This is a genomic window from Pseudarthrobacter sp. As-47 (assembly GCF_058215595.1).
Genome location: NZ_CM177088.1, coordinates 2864275 through 2878432, shown reverse-complemented (window position 1 = coordinate 2878432; position 14158 = coordinate 2864275). Strand labels below are relative to the sequence as shown.

12 protein-coding genes are annotated in these 14158 nt (G+C 65.0%); 9 read left to right on the top strand and 3 right to left on the bottom strand.

Annotation, left to right across the window (positions count from 1 at the left end; all coding sequences use genetic code 11):
- Positions 1-81: 81 nt before the first annotated feature.
- The 6 genes from mtrB (at position 82) to secA (ending at position 9523) form a co-directional block, all read left to right on the top strand.
- The gene (gene mtrB / locus AC4BCK_RS13285) at positions 82-1827 is read left to right on the top strand and encodes an MtrAB system histidine kinase MtrB (RefSeq protein ID WP_364406462.1); all 1746 of its coding nucleotides are present in this window, start codon (positions 82-84) and stop codon (positions 1825-1827) included.
- Positions 1824-3542, top strand: a complete 1719-nt coding sequence (locus AC4BCK_RS13280) for an LpqB family beta-propeller domain-containing protein (RefSeq protein WP_174180438.1) — start codon at positions 1824-1826, stop codon at positions 3540-3542. Before mtrB ends, AC4BCK_RS13280 begins: the two co-directional genes overlap by 4 nt.
- Before the next feature lie 102 nt (positions 3543-3644).
- The gene (locus AC4BCK_RS13275; RefSeq protein ID WP_310111118.1) at positions 3645-4568 is read left to right on the top strand and encodes a ComF family protein; all 924 of its coding nucleotides are present in this window, start codon (positions 3645-3647) and stop codon (positions 4566-4568) included.
- Between the two features lie 144 nt (positions 4569-4712).
- On the top strand, positions 4713-5438 hold the full coding sequence (hpf, locus tag AC4BCK_RS13270; protein WP_104184996.1) for a ribosome hibernation-promoting factor, HPF/YfiA family: 726 nt from the start codon (positions 4713-4715) through the stop codon (positions 5436-5438).
- Between the two features lie 32 nt (positions 5439-5470).
- Positions 5471-6700: a winged helix-turn-helix domain-containing protein gene (locus AC4BCK_RS13265; protein WP_174180442.1), complete on the top strand. Its 1230-nt coding sequence runs from the start codon at positions 5471-5473 to the stop codon at positions 6698-6700.
- A gap of 84 nt (positions 6701-6784) precedes the next feature.
- Entirely contained in the window at positions 6785-9523 is a 2739-nt protein-coding gene (secA, locus tag AC4BCK_RS13260) for a preprotein translocase subunit SecA (protein ID WP_251421145.1), read from the top strand.
- Between the two features lie 89 nt (positions 9524-9612).
- Here secA and AC4BCK_RS13255 read toward each other — a convergent pair whose 3' ends face one another.
- A complete protein-coding gene (locus tag AC4BCK_RS13255; RefSeq protein ID WP_174180446.1) occupies positions 9613-10110 on the bottom strand; it encodes an Rv3235 family protein in 498 nt (165 codons plus the stop codon).
- A 50-nt stretch (positions 10111-10160) separates the two neighbouring features.
- Positions 10161-11114 (bottom strand): LysM peptidoglycan-binding domain-containing protein, encoded by a 954-nt coding sequence (locus AC4BCK_RS13250; protein ID WP_364406429.1) that lies wholly within the window; start codon positions 11112-11114, stop codon positions 10161-10163.
- Between the two features lie 96 nt (positions 11115-11210).
- Between AC4BCK_RS13250 and AC4BCK_RS13245 the strand changes: the two genes are divergently transcribed.
- Positions 11211-11783 carry a hypothetical protein gene (locus tag AC4BCK_RS13245; protein WP_251421147.1) on the top strand — a complete coding sequence of 191 codons (573 nt, stop codon included), beginning with the start codon at positions 11211-11213 and terminating at the stop codon, positions 11781-11783.
- A gap of 40 nt (positions 11784-11823) precedes the next feature.
- On the opposite strand, the gene AC4BCK_RS13240 is transcribed toward AC4BCK_RS13245, so the two are convergent.
- Positions 11824-12039, bottom strand: coding sequence for a helix-turn-helix domain-containing protein (locus AC4BCK_RS13240; RefSeq protein ID WP_251421148.1), 216 nt, complete (start codon positions 12037-12039; stop codon positions 11824-11826).
- Between the two features lie 148 nt (positions 12040-12187).
- On the opposite strand from AC4BCK_RS13240, the gene AC4BCK_RS13235 reads away from it, so the two are divergent.
- The gene (locus tag AC4BCK_RS13235) at positions 12188-12829 is read left to right on the top strand and encodes a hypothetical protein (RefSeq protein ID WP_490566015.1); all 642 of its coding nucleotides are present in this window, start codon (positions 12188-12190) and stop codon (positions 12827-12829) included.
- Positions 12826-14133, top strand: coding sequence for a CpaE/TadZ family protein (locus AC4BCK_RS13230; RefSeq protein ID WP_310111098.1), 1308 nt, complete (start codon positions 12826-12828; stop codon positions 14131-14133). The genes AC4BCK_RS13235 and AC4BCK_RS13230 overlap by 4 nt, the downstream gene beginning before the upstream one ends.
- Positions 14134-14158 lie beyond the last annotated feature (25 nt).

Sequence of the window (14158 nt, the reverse complement as noted above, 5' to 3'; positions counted from 1 at the left end):
GCCGCCGGACATTCCGGCGGGGCCGGCCTGCCCCCTGGGCCCGAACACACCGACGCCGCCAGCGCCCGTTTCCGGGACCTGATGTTCCGCGCCCATCTCTGGCAGCGGCGCGCCCTGATCGTCAGCCTGCGTGTTGCACGGCTGGTCAGGACCGGATTCCGGCGGTTCCTGCCGGCGCTGCGCTTCATCGGCCGGTCCCTTCACCGGCGGTGGCGCCGGTCGCTGCAGTTCCGCACTGTCCTCACCACACTCCTCCTGGCCGTCACTTCGTTCGCGGTTGTGGGTGCCTATCTGTCCAACCAGATCGCCAACAACCTTTTCCAGGAGCGGCTGGCGCAGGCAGAGTCTGAAACCAGCTACCACGTCAAGCAGGTCCAGGACACGTTCGACGGCGCGCAGGTCACCGACCAGGCCAGTGTCATCACCCTGGTTTACGACACCCTCAACGCGGTGGAAGGCCGGGGTTCGGTCATCCAGCGCAGGTATGTTTTTGAGGCCATGCCGGAACAGACCAAGCCCAGGAACCGCTGGGTCGAATCCCGGGCCTCGGACCAGCTGACAGTGAGCGTCATCCCGCCCGAACTGCGCAAGGCCGTGCAGGAGTCGGGGAAGGACCAGTATTGGGCCTCCACCGTCATTCCGGTGGGCACCGAAGACCGCCCCGGCATTGCGGTGGGCAACAAGGTGACGTTTAACGGCACCGTCTACGAGCTGTACCTGATCTACGACCTGAATACCGCGCAGCAGACCCTGGATGAGATCCAGAGTGTCCTCTGGGCCGGCGGCGCCGTGCTGGTCCTTCTGATCGGCGCCGTCGCCTGGTACGTCACCCGCAACGTCGTCAGCCCGGTCAGCCACGCCGCCATGGTGTCGGAGAAGCTCGCTGCCGGCCAGCTGCAGGAACGGATGGTGGTCCGGGGAGAAGACGAAGTTGCCCGCCTGGGTGCATCCTTCAACCACATGGCAGCCAGCCTCCAGGAGCAGATCACCCAGCTGGCAACCCTTTCGCAGATGCAGCAGCGGTTCGTCTCCGACGTCTCCCACGAACTGCGCACACCGCTGACCACAGTCCGGATGGCGGCGGAAGTCCTGTATGACGCGCGCCACGACTTCGACCCCATTAACAAGCGCTCCGCAGAGTTGCTCTACAACCAGGTTGAGCGCTTCCAGTCGCTGCTGTCGGACCTGCTTGAAATCTCCCGCTTTGATGCCGGTGTGGCAGTGCTCGATGCCGAAGCCGAAGACATCCTGCAGGTTGTCGCACATGCCATCGAAGGCGCTGCCCCGGTAGCCGCGGAATACGGTTCGGAGATTGTCCTCAGGGCACCCGAAGGTGCCATCATCGTGGAGATGGACGCACGGCGCATCGACAGGATCCTGCGGAACCTGATCCTCAACGCAGTGGAGCACGGCGAAGGAAAGCCTGTCACCGTCACGGTCGCAGCCAGCCAGACCGCCGTCGGAATTGCCGTCCGGGACCACGGCATCGGAATGGCGCCCGCAGAGGCAGCGCGCGTCTTCGACCGTTTCTGGCGGGCCGACCCCGCCCGCGCCCGCACCACCGGCGGCAGCGGCCTTGGCCTGTCCATCGCCATGGAGGACACAAAGCTGCACAACGGCTGGCTCCAGGCATGGGGCAAGAAAGGCAGCGGCGCCAACTTCCGGCTGACGCTGCCCCTGCGCCAGGGGGAAGAAATCGACAAATCGCCGGTCCAGCTCGAGCCGGAGGACATCGTGATGCCCGGAGAGCCGGGGACCAGCAACATGCTGGTCCTGGGAACAGGCGCGCCGGCCGGAACGGGACCTGCCCAGGAGGAGAGAACATGACGGGCCATGCCCGCCGACAGGCGAAACTGTCCGCTTCCCTGCTGGTCCTCCTGCTCGTCCTGCTGGCCGGCTGTGCCAGAATCCCCACGTCCGGGCCGGTGGGCAAAAGCAGCGAGGGCAGCGCAGGGAACCTCAGCGCGCCGGTGTTCCTGCCGGCCGCGCCACAGCCGGGCGCCTCGCCTGAGACCATCATCGATTACTTCTACCGGGCGGGCAGCGGCTATGAAGACGACTACGCGGTGGCGCGGCAGTACCTGACGCAGGCCTCTTCCGTGTCTTGGAAACCGGACCAGCGTGCCCTTGTCTACCGGGAAGCGCGGGTGGTGGCAACCGGCACCGAGAACGTCTACAACTATGAGCTGGACGTCGCCTACACCGTGGATGCTGACGGGATCGCCACGCAGTCACCGGAAGGAACGATTGAAAACATCCCGGTGACCGTCACCCAGGTGGACGGTGAGTGGAGGATCTCCGCCATTCCGGACGGCACCGCCATCGCGGAGGAAACCTTCAAGGTCATCTACGGCGCATTCCCCATCTACTTCTACGATCCCTCTTTTACGTTCGCGGTCCCGGATGTGCGCTGGTTCATCAAGAACAAGACGGTCAAGGCGATGACCAGCGCCTTGCTGGCCGGACCGGCTCCCTACCTGCGCGGCGCCGTCGCAAGCGCCTTTCCCTCCGGCATCAAGCTGGCCCGCGAGTCGGTCCCGGTGGTTTCCGGTGCCGCTCAGGTTGACCTCACGGCCAAGGAACTCATGGAGACGTCGCCGGAGGACCGGCTGCGGATGCAGATGCAGCTGACATTGACGTTCCGCAGCCAGCCCGACGTCGTCAACGTCGAGCTGCGCGCCAACCAGGACCTGGTCCGGGTGGAAGACGACGGGTCCGTGCTTCCGCCGGTGCAGGACAAGAACGTGCCGTCCCGCCAGATTGCCATCAGCGGCAACGACCTGGTGCGCTACGAAAACAACAGGGTTTCACCGCTGCCCGATATGCAGCCCGTGTCCTCCCTCAACCCGAGGCTTCCCGCAGAATCTCCCGTGTCGCAGTCGGCTGCCTTCCTCAATGACAGCCGGACCACGCTGTACAGCATCAGTCCGGGCCAGCCGGCCAGGGCACTCACCACCAGGAGTACCCTGAGCCGGCCATCCTTCGGCCTCAATGAATGGGTCTGGTCGGCCGGCCCGGGAGGCTCGGGGGACACCGAAGTGGTGGCTTACCGCCCGGCCGGTATCGCAGAGGGGGCCACCGTACCCTCGGTCACCCTGACGCCGGCCTGGCTGGCCGGCCGGACTGTCAAAGAGTTCCGGATTTCGAGGGAAGGGGTCCGTGCGCTGGTGATTTCGGAGCAGAACGGTAAAACCCGGGTCCAGGTGACCGGCATTATCCGCGGCGGCGACGGGACACCCCGGGAGCTGACGCCGCCCATTACCCTGGCAACCGGCAGTGACCCCGACCAGGGCGCGTGGGTCACCGATACGACCATCGCGGTCATGAAGGGCTCAGCGGCGTCGAACGTCACGCCGGAGCTGCTGTCACTCGCCTCCGGGCAGCCGCAGCAGCTGGCGCCCTGGCCGGGCCTCGTCGCCTTGAGCGCCGGGAACGGGCCTGAGGACATTTATGCCCAGTCGGCAGAGGGCATCTTCCAACGCCTCGGCAACGGATGGTCCCCCCAGATTAAGGGCCCCACCGACCCCTCATTTCCAGGCTGAGGCCCTGTCCCGGCAGCTGGGCCGGGTCCGGCCTTCCGGGATTTGTCCACATACGGCAGCTGGATGCTGTGATGGCACCGCTACCGGGTGGAAAGTCAGGGAGTGGCCACCAGAACAGGATTGCCTGACAGGGCAGCGGTACCTGTCCGGCTGGACCCCGACCTCACCCCGCCTCCCTGGTTCAGCGCCAGGCACAGGGCAGACCACGGCAACACAGTCTTTCGCATGCTGGATCAGCTCGCGGGAGCGGGGGCGGACCTGCTTTCCCTGGCAGTTCCCGTGGACTGCGTGTGCTGCGGCGCCGAAGACCGGGCGCTCTGTATCCGGTGCGACCGCCACATCCGGCGGCTCACCGCGTCCCCGTTCCGTGCGGAAAGCGGAGCCCCCGCGCTGATGGACGTGGCGGGGACGGTGCTGCTTCCGGTGGTGGCCGCCGGCGTGTACCGCGAAGAGCTGGCCCAGGCGCTGCTCTCCTTCAAAAGGCATGGGCAGCACCAGCTGAAGGGAAGCCTGGGACGAGCTCTGGGCGGAGCGGTCCGGGCGGCTACGGAGGGTTCGAGGGATTTCCTCCTGGTCCCTGTCCCCACCAGTACCAGGGCATATCTGAACCGTGGCTTCAGCCCCGTCCAGCTGCTCCTGCGCGGCGCGGCAGGCCGGCTGCCGGGGCCGGGTGTTGCAGACGTCCTCACGAAAGCACGCGGACCAGGACTGCAGCTGCCCGGCGGGCAAAAAGGCCTCGGCCGGGGTGCCCGGGCGCAGCGCGTGCGCGGTTCCATGCGGGTCCGCCGGCGGTTCCGGAACAAGGTCGCCGGATACCCCTGCATCATCATCGACGACGTGCTGACCACCGGAGCCACGCTGGCTGAGGCAGCCCGGGCCCTCCATGCGGCCGGGGCGCAGGTGGCGGGCGCCGTTGTGCTCGCGGCGACACGCCCGCCGGATGCCGATGGCTGCACCGCCGCACCCGCGCAGGCCCGCGGAACCTGCCATGACTTAGAAAAAAATAAACCGGGAAAGGATGAATAACGGGTGCCTATGAACTAACGTCGGTGGTGGGTACCAAGAACAGAATGTACCTTTCGATGGCGGCTCGGAGAGGGGCTCGACTGTCAGGCAGATCGGCCCAGGGAAGCGCCGCCGTCGTGTCACCGAAGTCATTTGGAGGGCACCATGGAGTTTATGATCAGCGGACGAAATCTGACAGTTTCAGACCGGTTCCGCGAATACGCCGGGGAAAAAATCTCGAAAATCGAATCGCTTGGGGACAAGGTCCAGCGGGTCGATGCGAAAGTCTCCAAGGAGACCAATGCCCGGCAGACCGGCGATCAGCTGACCGTTGAGGTGACAGTCCTGGGCAGGGGGCCCGTGATCCGCGCTGAGGCCAGCGCCGCTGACAAGTTTGCAGCATTCGACCTCGCCTACAACAAACTGCTGGAACGGCTCCGGCGCGCCAAGGACCGCAAGAAGGTCCACCATGGACGGCACACACCCAAGGCTGTCCGCGAAGCTACCGCCTCCCTCGAACCTGCCAGCCCGAACGAGCCCCTCTACGTCGAGGCAAGCCACCGGAACGAGGCCGTGGCCGCCCCCGAAGACAAGTCTCCCTATGATGTGGACAACGACATTCCGGCCGGCAATTCCCCGGTCCTGATCCGGCGCAAGGTCTTTCCCGCCGCTTCCCTCTCCCTCGACGACGCCGTGGACAACATGGAACTTGTGGGCCACGATTTCTACCTCTTCGTCGACAAGGCCACCAACACGCCGTCCGTCGTGTACCGCCGCCGCGGCTGGACCTATGGGGTGATCACCCTGGACCACGAGTGCGAACCCGGAGACACCGTGGTGGAGGAAAAAGTCCTTGCATACCGCTCGGACGACACCCCGGCCAACGCCTAGGCTGGTGAAAACCATCAACAGAGAGGACTGATGTGCCGGCGACGCTGAGCCTGGACCAGGCACGGCGGATCGCTTTGGCAGCGCAGGGACTCGACAAAGGACGGCCCGCCGGCCCCGTGACATCACGGACGGTGGGCCGCACCTTTGCCCGGATCCAGCTCGTCCAGATCGATTCCGTCAATGTGGTATCCCGGAGCCACTTCCTTCCGTTCTTTTCCCGGCTCGGCCACTACGACCGCACGATCCTCCAGCGGATGTCCGCCGTCCATCCTCGGCGCATGGTGGAGTACTGGGCGCACGAGGCCAGCTACATCCGGCCGGAACACTATGCAGACCTCCTGTTGTGGCAGAAACGGACCTGGGTGGGTGCGTCCCGCATGGACCCCGGGCTTCGTGCCGACATCACCGGGCGTATCCTCGACACCCTCGCACGGTCCCGCCCCCTGACCGCTGCTGAGTTGACTGCCCGGATAGGCCACGTCGAGGAAACGCAGACGGCGAACTGGGGCTGGAACTGGAATGCCGTGAAGAGGGTGCTGGAACACCTGTTTGAGGACGGCACGGTCTGCGCTGCGTCGCGGACGGAACAGTTCGAGCGCAGGTACACGCTGGCTGCCAAGGTGCTGCCGCAGCTTACCGTCGGGGAAGCAGGCGCCGACGCCAGGGCCGGGGCGATGCACCGCCTGATCGACGCCGCCGCGCAGGCCCATGGCATCGGAACCGTGCGGTGCTTCGCGGACTACTTCCGCACGCCCGTCAAGGCGGCAGCGGACGCCGTCGCGCATCTTGTGCAGCAGGGAAGGCTGGAACCGGTGACCGTGCCGGGCTGGGACCGCGCCGTCTTCCGCCACGCTGACGCAACTTTGCCCCGGCGGGCCACGGGCCGCGCGCTGCTGAGCCCCTTCGATTCACTGGTATTCGAACGCCGGCGGCTTGAAGAGCTGTTCGGCTTCCACTACCGGATCGAAATCTATACTCCTGAGAACAAAAGGCGGTACGGCTACTACGTCCTTCCCTTCCTCCTCCGGGACAGGATCGTGGCGCGGGTGGACCTCAAGGCTGACCGAAAGGCAGGAAAACTTCTGGTGAGGTCCTCCTTCGCCGAACCTGGCGCCCCGCCGGACACCGCCGTCGAACTTGCTGCAGAGCTCCGCCTCATGGCCGGCTGGCTGGGCCTGCCAGAGGTGGAAGTATTCCCCGTTGGCGACCTGGCCGGCGGCCTCGCACGTGCCGTACGAACCGAAGCGGACTATCCGCTCTGAGGGAACAAACGGGCACCTCGGCGGTGTCTCTCCCGTAGACTAAAAACGCCAGAATTCGGCGGCAACGACTGGGAGCATCTTCACGTGGCATCACTTATCGAAAAACTTCTCCGCACCGGTGATAAAAAAACCCTCCGGCAACTGCGGAACTATGCCGACTCCATCAATGCCCTGGAAGATTCGTTCAAGACGTTCACGGACGCCGAACTCCGGGAGGAAACCGACCGGTTGAGGGAACGGCACCAGGACGGTGAGAAACTGGATGACCTGCTTCCGGAAGCGTTCGCCGCCGTCCGGGAAGCTTCCTCGCGGACCTTGGGGATGCGCCACTTCGATGTCCAGATGATGGGCGGCGCCGCCCTGCACCTGGGCAACATCGCGGAAATGAAGACCGGTGAAGGCAAGACCCTGGTGGCGACCGCTCCCGCCTACCTGAACGCTCTCACCGGCAAGGGCGTCCATGTGATCACCGTGAACGACTACCTCGCCGAGTACCAGTCGGACCTCATGGGACGTGTCTACCGTTTCCTTGGCCTGAGCAGCGGGTGCATCCTCTCGAACCAGGATCCCGCAGTCCGTCGCCAGCAGTACGCCGCTGACATTACCTACGGCACCAACAACGAATTCGGGTTCGACTACCTCCGCGACAACATGGCCTGGGACAAGAACGAGCTTGTCCAGCGCGGACACCACTTCGCCATTGTCGACGAAGTGGACTCCATCCTCATTGACGAAGCCCGCACGCCGCTCATCATCTCCGGGCCGGCGCAGGGGGACACCAACCGCTGGTACAGCGAATTCGCAAAGGTGGTCCTCCGGCTTCAGCCTGACAAGGACTACGAAGTCGACGAAAAGAAGCGTACCGTCGGCGTCCTGGAGAGCGGGATCGAGAAGGTGGAGGACTACCTCGGTATTCAAAACCTTTACGAGTCCGCCAACACACCGCTCATCGGGTTCCTTAACAACGCCATCAAGGCCAAAGAACTTTTCAAGCGGGACAAGGACTACGTCATCCTGGACGGGGAAGTCCTGATCGTCGACGAGCACACCGGCCGCATCCTCGCCGGCCGCCGCTACAACGAGGGCATGCACCAGGCGATCGAGGCCAAAGAAGGCGTCGAGATCAAGGCCGAGAACCAGACCCTGGCCACTGTGACGCTGCAGAACTACTTCCGTATGTACCAGAAGCTTTCAGGCATGACCGGTACTGCCGAAACCGAGGCAGCGGAATTCATGAGCACCTACAAGCTGGGCGTGGTGGCCATTCCCACCAACCGCGACATGCAGCGCATCGACCAGCCGGACCTGGTCTTCAAGAACGAAACGGTTAAGTTCGACGCCGTGGTGCGGGACATCGCCGAACGCCACGAAAAGGGCCAGCCGGTCCTGGTGGGCACCACCAGCGTCGAGAAGAGCGAATACCTGTCCCGCCTTCTTGCCAAGGAAGGCATCCGGCACGAGGTCCTCAACGCGAAAAACCACGCACGTGAAGCTGCCATCGTCGCCCAGGCCGGACGTAAGGGCGCCGTCACGGTGGCAACCAACATGGCCGGCCGCGGTACGGACATCATGCTCGGCGGCAACGCTGAATTTACCGCCGTGGCCGAGCTTGCCAAGCGCGGGCTGGATCCTGAGGAGAACTCCGAGGAGTACGAGTCCGCCTGGCCGGCAGCACTCGAAGCTGCCAAGCAGTCGGTCAAGGACGAGCACGAGGAAGTCCTGAACCTTGGCGGACTCTACGTTCTGGGAACCGAGCGCCACGAATCACGCCGCATCGACAACCAGCTTCGCGGACGCTCCGGCCGCCAGGGCGACCCTGGCGAGTCGCGCTTCTACCTGTCGCTGACCGATGACCTCATGCGGCTCTTCAATTCCGGCGCCGCGGAACGGCTCATGAACAGTTCCGTGCCCGACGACGTCGCCCTGGAATCGAAGCTCGTATCCCGGGCTATCGCCTCAGCGCAGGGCCAGGTGGAGGGCCGCAACGCCGAACAGCGCAAAAACGTCCTGAAGTACGACGACGTCCTCAACCGCCAGCGTGAGGCAATCTACAGTGACCGGCGGCGGATCCTTGAAGGCGACGACCTGCACGAGAAAGTCCAGTTCTTCGTCGAAGACACTGTCACCGCGCTCATCGACGCGGCAACGGCAGAAGGCAACGGCGACGACTGGGACTTCAACCAGCTCTGGACTAACCTCAAGACCCTGTATCCCGTGAGCGTCACGCCGGAGGAGATCATCGAGGAGGCCGGCGGCAAATCCAGGCTCACGGTGGAGTTCCTGAAGGAGGAACTGCTCTCCGACGCGCGGCTGGTGTACCAGGCGCGGGAGGAGGCCCTGGGCTCGGAAAGCATGCGCGAACTTGAGCGCCGCGTGGTCCTCTCCGTCATTGGCCGTAAGTGGCAGGAACACTTGTATGAGATGGACTACCTCAAAGAAGGCATCGGGCTGCGCGCCATGGCCCAGCGTGATCCGCTGGTGGAATACCAGCGTGAGGGCTTCATCCTGTTCCAGGGCATGATGGAAGCCATCCGGGAAGAAAGCGTCGGATTCCTGTTCAACCTCGAGGTTGAAGTCACGCCCGCCCAGGACGTGGTGGTCGCGGACGACGCCGGCGGACACACCGAGCATGTGCAGCCGCAGGTTCACGCTGCCGGGCTCGAAGCGCCGGAGAAGCCGGCCCAGCTGCAGTACACTGCCCCCAGCGAAACCGGTGGAACGCAGACCCGGGTGGAGACACGCTCCTCGGGCAGGTCGGGAAATCCGGCCAAGGCGGCAACGCAGGACGCGGCCAAACGTCCGGCAAAGAAGAAGCGCCGCTGACGGTGGAGTGAGCCGCCAGTGGCGGCTTGGATCAGGATCGTGAGGGCAGGGCCGGGAACAGTGTTCCCGGCCCTGCCCTCTGTTTCGTGTCAGCCGATGACAAGTTCGGTCACCCGCCACACCTGTTTGCTCCGCTCCAGCCGGACGGCTACCGCACGTGCGCGCACGTCGTCCACTACCACCGCGCTGCCTTCGTAGACGCCATCGCGGACTTCGCAGACGCGGACGGAGCGGACCGTGGAGTTGCGGTGAAGCCGGGCGAGCGCCGGATTGCCGGTCCGGGTAATTTCCCGCCTAATCAATGCCGCCCGGTGCTGCAGTGCGGCAAGGCAGCGGGGGTCAAGTCGTCGTGCGAGCTGATGGATCGGCCTGATGCCGGCGAGGACTTCCATTGCCGCCTGTACTGTGCCGCGGGTGATCGCGCGGACTTCCGCCAGGGGGTCGACCGGGCGCAAAGGTGCCGGACCTCCGTCGCGGAAAGGCACCGCTGGCGCAGTTGCAGACTGCGCGTGGGATGGCTGGTCCGGCTCTGCTGCTCCGGACGCAGTCCTGTCCCGAACGGCATGTAGTGGTGTTGCTGCAGTCATTGGTCTTCCCCTTACTGTGTTGGCATCTGGTCCGGGCTGGGCTAGTGGCGTTAAGCCGGCGGCGGCTGAAGAATTTGCCCCGGAAGCAGCACATCGGGATCCTGTCCGATGACTCCCCGGTTGGCCTCGTACCAGCGGGGCCATTGACGTGCGATGTCCAGGTCGGATACGCCGGGTCCCAAATGACGGGCCGCTATGTCCCACAGGGTGTCTCCGGCGTGGACGGTGACAGCCTCGTCCCGGTGGCCTGCATCCTCTTCAGCGGCACGGTGGGCCGGAGCCGCGAGCATTCCCGGGTCTGTGACAGGTGTGGCAGGCTGCCAGCCGGGGTGGAAGGTTGACGGGGGAGTTGCTGCCGGCGCTCCAGCCGGTTCGGGTGGAGGGGCCTGTTCCGGTGCGGTGGACGGCTCCGGTTCAGCGGCCTTTTCCGGTGCGGTGGTCAGCGGCACACCGCTGGTCCGCGGGGTATGGCCCTGAGTAGGGGCTGCGCCGGGTGTGCCCGTTTCCCCTCCTGTGGGTCCTTCGGTGGCAGCGACGGCAGGAGCCGAGGCGGATTGTCTTAGCGTCGGAGCCCATTCAGGCCCCGGGCCGGTGACTGCGGCATGGGCTGCCGGTCCCGCCAGAAGGTGGACGGACAGTGCGCCCAGGACCAGCCTCTGCATGAACGCGGGCGAAAGCCTGCGGGTGGCTGCTGCGGCGCGGGGACGGCCCTTCCGCTCCAGAATGGCCGTGACGGCAGCAGCTGCCAGTGACAGGATCCACCACGCCATAATGCCTGCGCCGGCAGCAGCTGCGGCTACCCCGAGGAGTTCCTCGACTCCCGCTTCCTGTTTCCGGGCGGAAGCGTCCCCCAGCTGCCTTAGGAGGCCTGACCCGATGCAGCAAAGAAGAAGGCCCAGGAGCAGCACACCCAGCGCTGTCAGGAGGTCAGCGGGCCGTCCGGCAGCCCCTGCCTCGGCACTATTCGCCTCGCTTGATGTAGTTTGATGCAGTTTGGTTTGCATAAACCCAGTTTGCGGTCGATGTTCGAGATTTGTCCATACGCTGGAGAGATGTTTCTTCGGGTTGACCGCTCTCGTGCGGCGCCCTAGTCTGGCGCAATGCGCTGGGATTCCCTTTTCAACGACATGGAAAGCCAATTTGCTGAGTCGGAGCGGTTGGCGCTTGATGCCGAAATCAATGAGCGCACCCGTGCTGAGATGGTCACTGCAGAGCTCGCGGACAGGCTACGGGGCTCGCTTCGCTGCCGGCTCGCCGCTCATCTCGACTGCGGGGAAGTTTTCCGGGGCACACTGAGCCATGCAGGCGCGGATGCCCTTGTGCTGGACGAGGAGCAGCACCAGGTTCTTATTCCGTACGCATCGGTCACGTGGTACGAAGGGCTGGGCCGGATGGCGGTGGCAGAGCCGTCACAGGTGCGCAGGGGTATTGGACTTGCCCACGCTTTGCGCGGTCTCGCGAGGGACCGCGCCGAACTGTCCCTAACACTAAGGGGGCAGGGTTCAGGGCCTGGCAGAATCACGGGCGTGATTGACAGGGTAGGGAAGGACCACCTGGACCTGGCCGTCTACACTCCAGGGGAGTCCCGCCGCAGTAGCCAGGTCAACCAGGTATCTGTCATCCCCTTCGCGTCCCTGGCAGCCATCAGGTCCAGGCGGTCCGGCGAACTTTAGTGGCCTTATCCGCTGGGCTGGTGAAGAAACAACGCGGGCTTCAGACGGACTTGGACTTCGACTCCTGGATCATCCGGCTTGCCTCGGCGTAGCGCTCCTCGATGTATTTTTCGAGCATCTTCTCTTCCACGCGCCACTGACCCCTTCCGCCAACCTGGATGGCTTTCAGTTCACCACTGCGGACCAGTGCGTACGCCGCCGGAGAATTGATCTGGAGCTGCTCGGCTACATCTGCGAGCGTAAGGAACCTGGGCATGCTTCCATTTTGCCATCGAATGGACGCAGGTGCTGCCGTTATCCACAGTTTGGCGTGGTTTGCAGTGATGACTTTTGTTCCTGCTTCCCGCCGGTAACAATGAGGGTGACACGGCGAGCAGGGCCGGCTTACAGGGGGAGAAGACGAGATGGTGCCTGAAGTATCTGCCACAGCGGCACGGCTGAAGCGGCCGTCCTGGAAGGATCCCCGGCTGCTGGCGGGTATCCTCCTGGTCCTGGTTTCCGTGGCTGGTGTGGTTTTCCTCGTCGGCAGCGCGGACCGGACAACGGAAGTTTTCGCAGCACGGGACGGTATCGCTGTAGGGGAGCGGCTGACCGAGGAAAATGTGGTGCGCGCGAAGGTGCGCCTGGGTGACACGGAGAGCCAGTACATCACGGCGGCGTCGGGGCTCCCTGAGGGCGTCGTGGCGGTTCAGCGGATCGGAAGGGACCAGCTGGTTCCCCGTGCCAGCCTTGGCGCGGTGGATGAACTCGACCGAAAGCCGGTAGCGCTCTCCATCGATGAAACCCTCCCGGCGCAGGCAGTAGCAGGAGCCAGGGTGGACGTCTGGGTTGCCCAGCCGGACGCCCGCAACGGTTTTAGCGAGCCGAAGCTCCTCCTGTCAGGTGCAGAGATCGCGGAGGTGACGGCCGGCTCAACGGCACTGGGGTCGTCGAAGAAAACCGTCCTGATGGTGCTGGTGGAGGACAGCCACATGCCTGCGCTGCTGGGGGCCCAGGCCAACGGGGCGAAGATCGCGGTGGTCTGGAACCCCGGCGGCGCCAAATGAGTATTCCGGTGGTCACCGTTGGCCAGAGCCGGGAAGATCTGGTCGGAGGGCTGGAACGGCTGCACGGGCCGGTCACCGTGGTCAGGAGGTGTACGGAACTTCCCGAACTTCTTGCCGCATGCCAAAGCGGGCTGGCGCGGGCGGCGGTCGTAGCGGAAGGGTCCGAAGGGCTGACGTCCTCGCTGGTGGACCGGCTCTCAGCTGTTGGAGTGGCCATTGTTGCCTTGACGGACAACGCCGATGAAGCGGCGAGGCTGCGGGCGATAGGGGTAGCTTCCGCGGTGACCGGCGTGGAGTCCGCTGTTCTGTCGGACCGGATTGCCGAGGCCGTGTCCCAACTGTCGGGATCGGGACCACGCACTGCCCCCAGGAGCAGTCCGGCTGATCCGGGCGAAGCGCTGAAGCCGGTCCCGGATGAGCCGTCCCCCGGCCCGGATGAACCCGGGCCGGGGAGGATCATTGCTGTCTGGGGTCCTGCTGGGGCGCCCGGCCGGACCACCCTGGCTGCGAACATGGCAGGCGAGCTGGCGGCGGATGGAAAAAGAGTGATTCTTGTCGACGCTGACAGCTATGGCGCCAGCATTGCAGCCGTGCTCGGGCTCCTCGATGAATCCGCTGGACTGGCGCAGGCCTGCCGCCTCGCGGACCAGGGCCTGCTGGATCGGCAGGCCCTGGAGAAGATTGCAGCCCCGGTGGCCACCAAGTCCGGTACTTTCAGGGTGCTCACGGGCATCACCCGCGCGGACCGCTGGACGGAACTTCGCGCCTCAGCCCTCGCGCTCGTCCTTGACCGCGCACGGGACATAGCTGACGTGGTGGTGGTGGATGCCGGGTTTTGCCTTGAAGCGGATGAGGAGATCAGCTTCGACACGATGGCGCCGCGACGGAACGCGGCAACGCTGCGGTCCCTGGAGCTGGCCGACACGGTTTACGCGGTCGGCGCAGCAGATCCGGTCGGGGTTCCACGGCTGGTGCGCGGTCTCGCCGAACTGGAAGAGGCTGTTCCCGGTGTTTCGCCCATTGTCGTCCTGAACAGGGTGCGTGCTTCCGCCGTGGGCAGGGGGCCGGAACGCCAGTTGAGGGACGCGTGGGAACGCTATGGCCCGGCGTCCGCACTGAAAGGGTTCCTGCCCCACGACGCTGCCGCTGCGGACGCGGCCCTCCTCGGAGGCTCACTCCTGCTTGAAGCTGCCCCCGATTCCCCGCTCCGCCACGCCATCCGGGAACTCGTTTGTGCACCCGCCCAACAAAAGAGAAAATCCTCTGTCTTTTCTTCCACAGCAAGGCGCCGGGTGAAGGACTAGGCTCGCCATAAGAGCTGCAATGGTG

Bases quoted from the DNA above. Each gene is read 5' to 3' on its own strand.
- AC4BCK_RS13250 (WP_364406429.1), bottom strand. From the start codon at position 11,114: ATGCAAACCAAACTGCATCAAACTACATCAAGCGAGGCGAATAGTGCC.
- AC4BCK_RS13245 (WP_251421147.1), top strand. From the start codon at position 11,211: ATGCGCTGGGATTCCCTTTTCAACGACATGGAAAGCCAATTTGCTGAG.
- AC4BCK_RS13280 (WP_174180438.1), top strand. From the start codon at position 1,824: ATGACGGGCCATGCCCGCCGACAGGCGAAACTGTCCGCTTCCCTGCTG.
- AC4BCK_RS13240 (WP_251421148.1), bottom strand. From the start codon at position 12,039: ATGCCCAGGTTCCTTACGCTCGCAGATGTAGCCGAGCAGCTCCAGATC.
- AC4BCK_RS13255 (WP_174180446.1), bottom strand. From the start codon at position 10,110: ATGACTGCAGCAACACCACTACATGCCGTTCGGGACAGGACTGCGTCC.
- mtrB (WP_364406462.1), top strand. From the start codon at position 82: ATGTTCCGCGCCCATCTCTGGCAGCGGCGCGCCCTGATCGTCAGCCTG.
- AC4BCK_RS13230 (WP_310111098.1), top strand. From the start codon at position 12,826: ATGAGTATTCCGGTGGTCACCGTTGGCCAGAGCCGGGAAGATCTGGTC.
- hpf (WP_104184996.1), top strand. From the start codon at position 4,713: ATGGAGTTTATGATCAGCGGACGAAATCTGACAGTTTCAGACCGGTTC.
- AC4BCK_RS13235 (WP_490566015.1), top strand. From the start codon at position 12,188: ATGGTGCCTGAAGTATCTGCCACAGCGGCACGGCTGAAGCGGCCGTCC.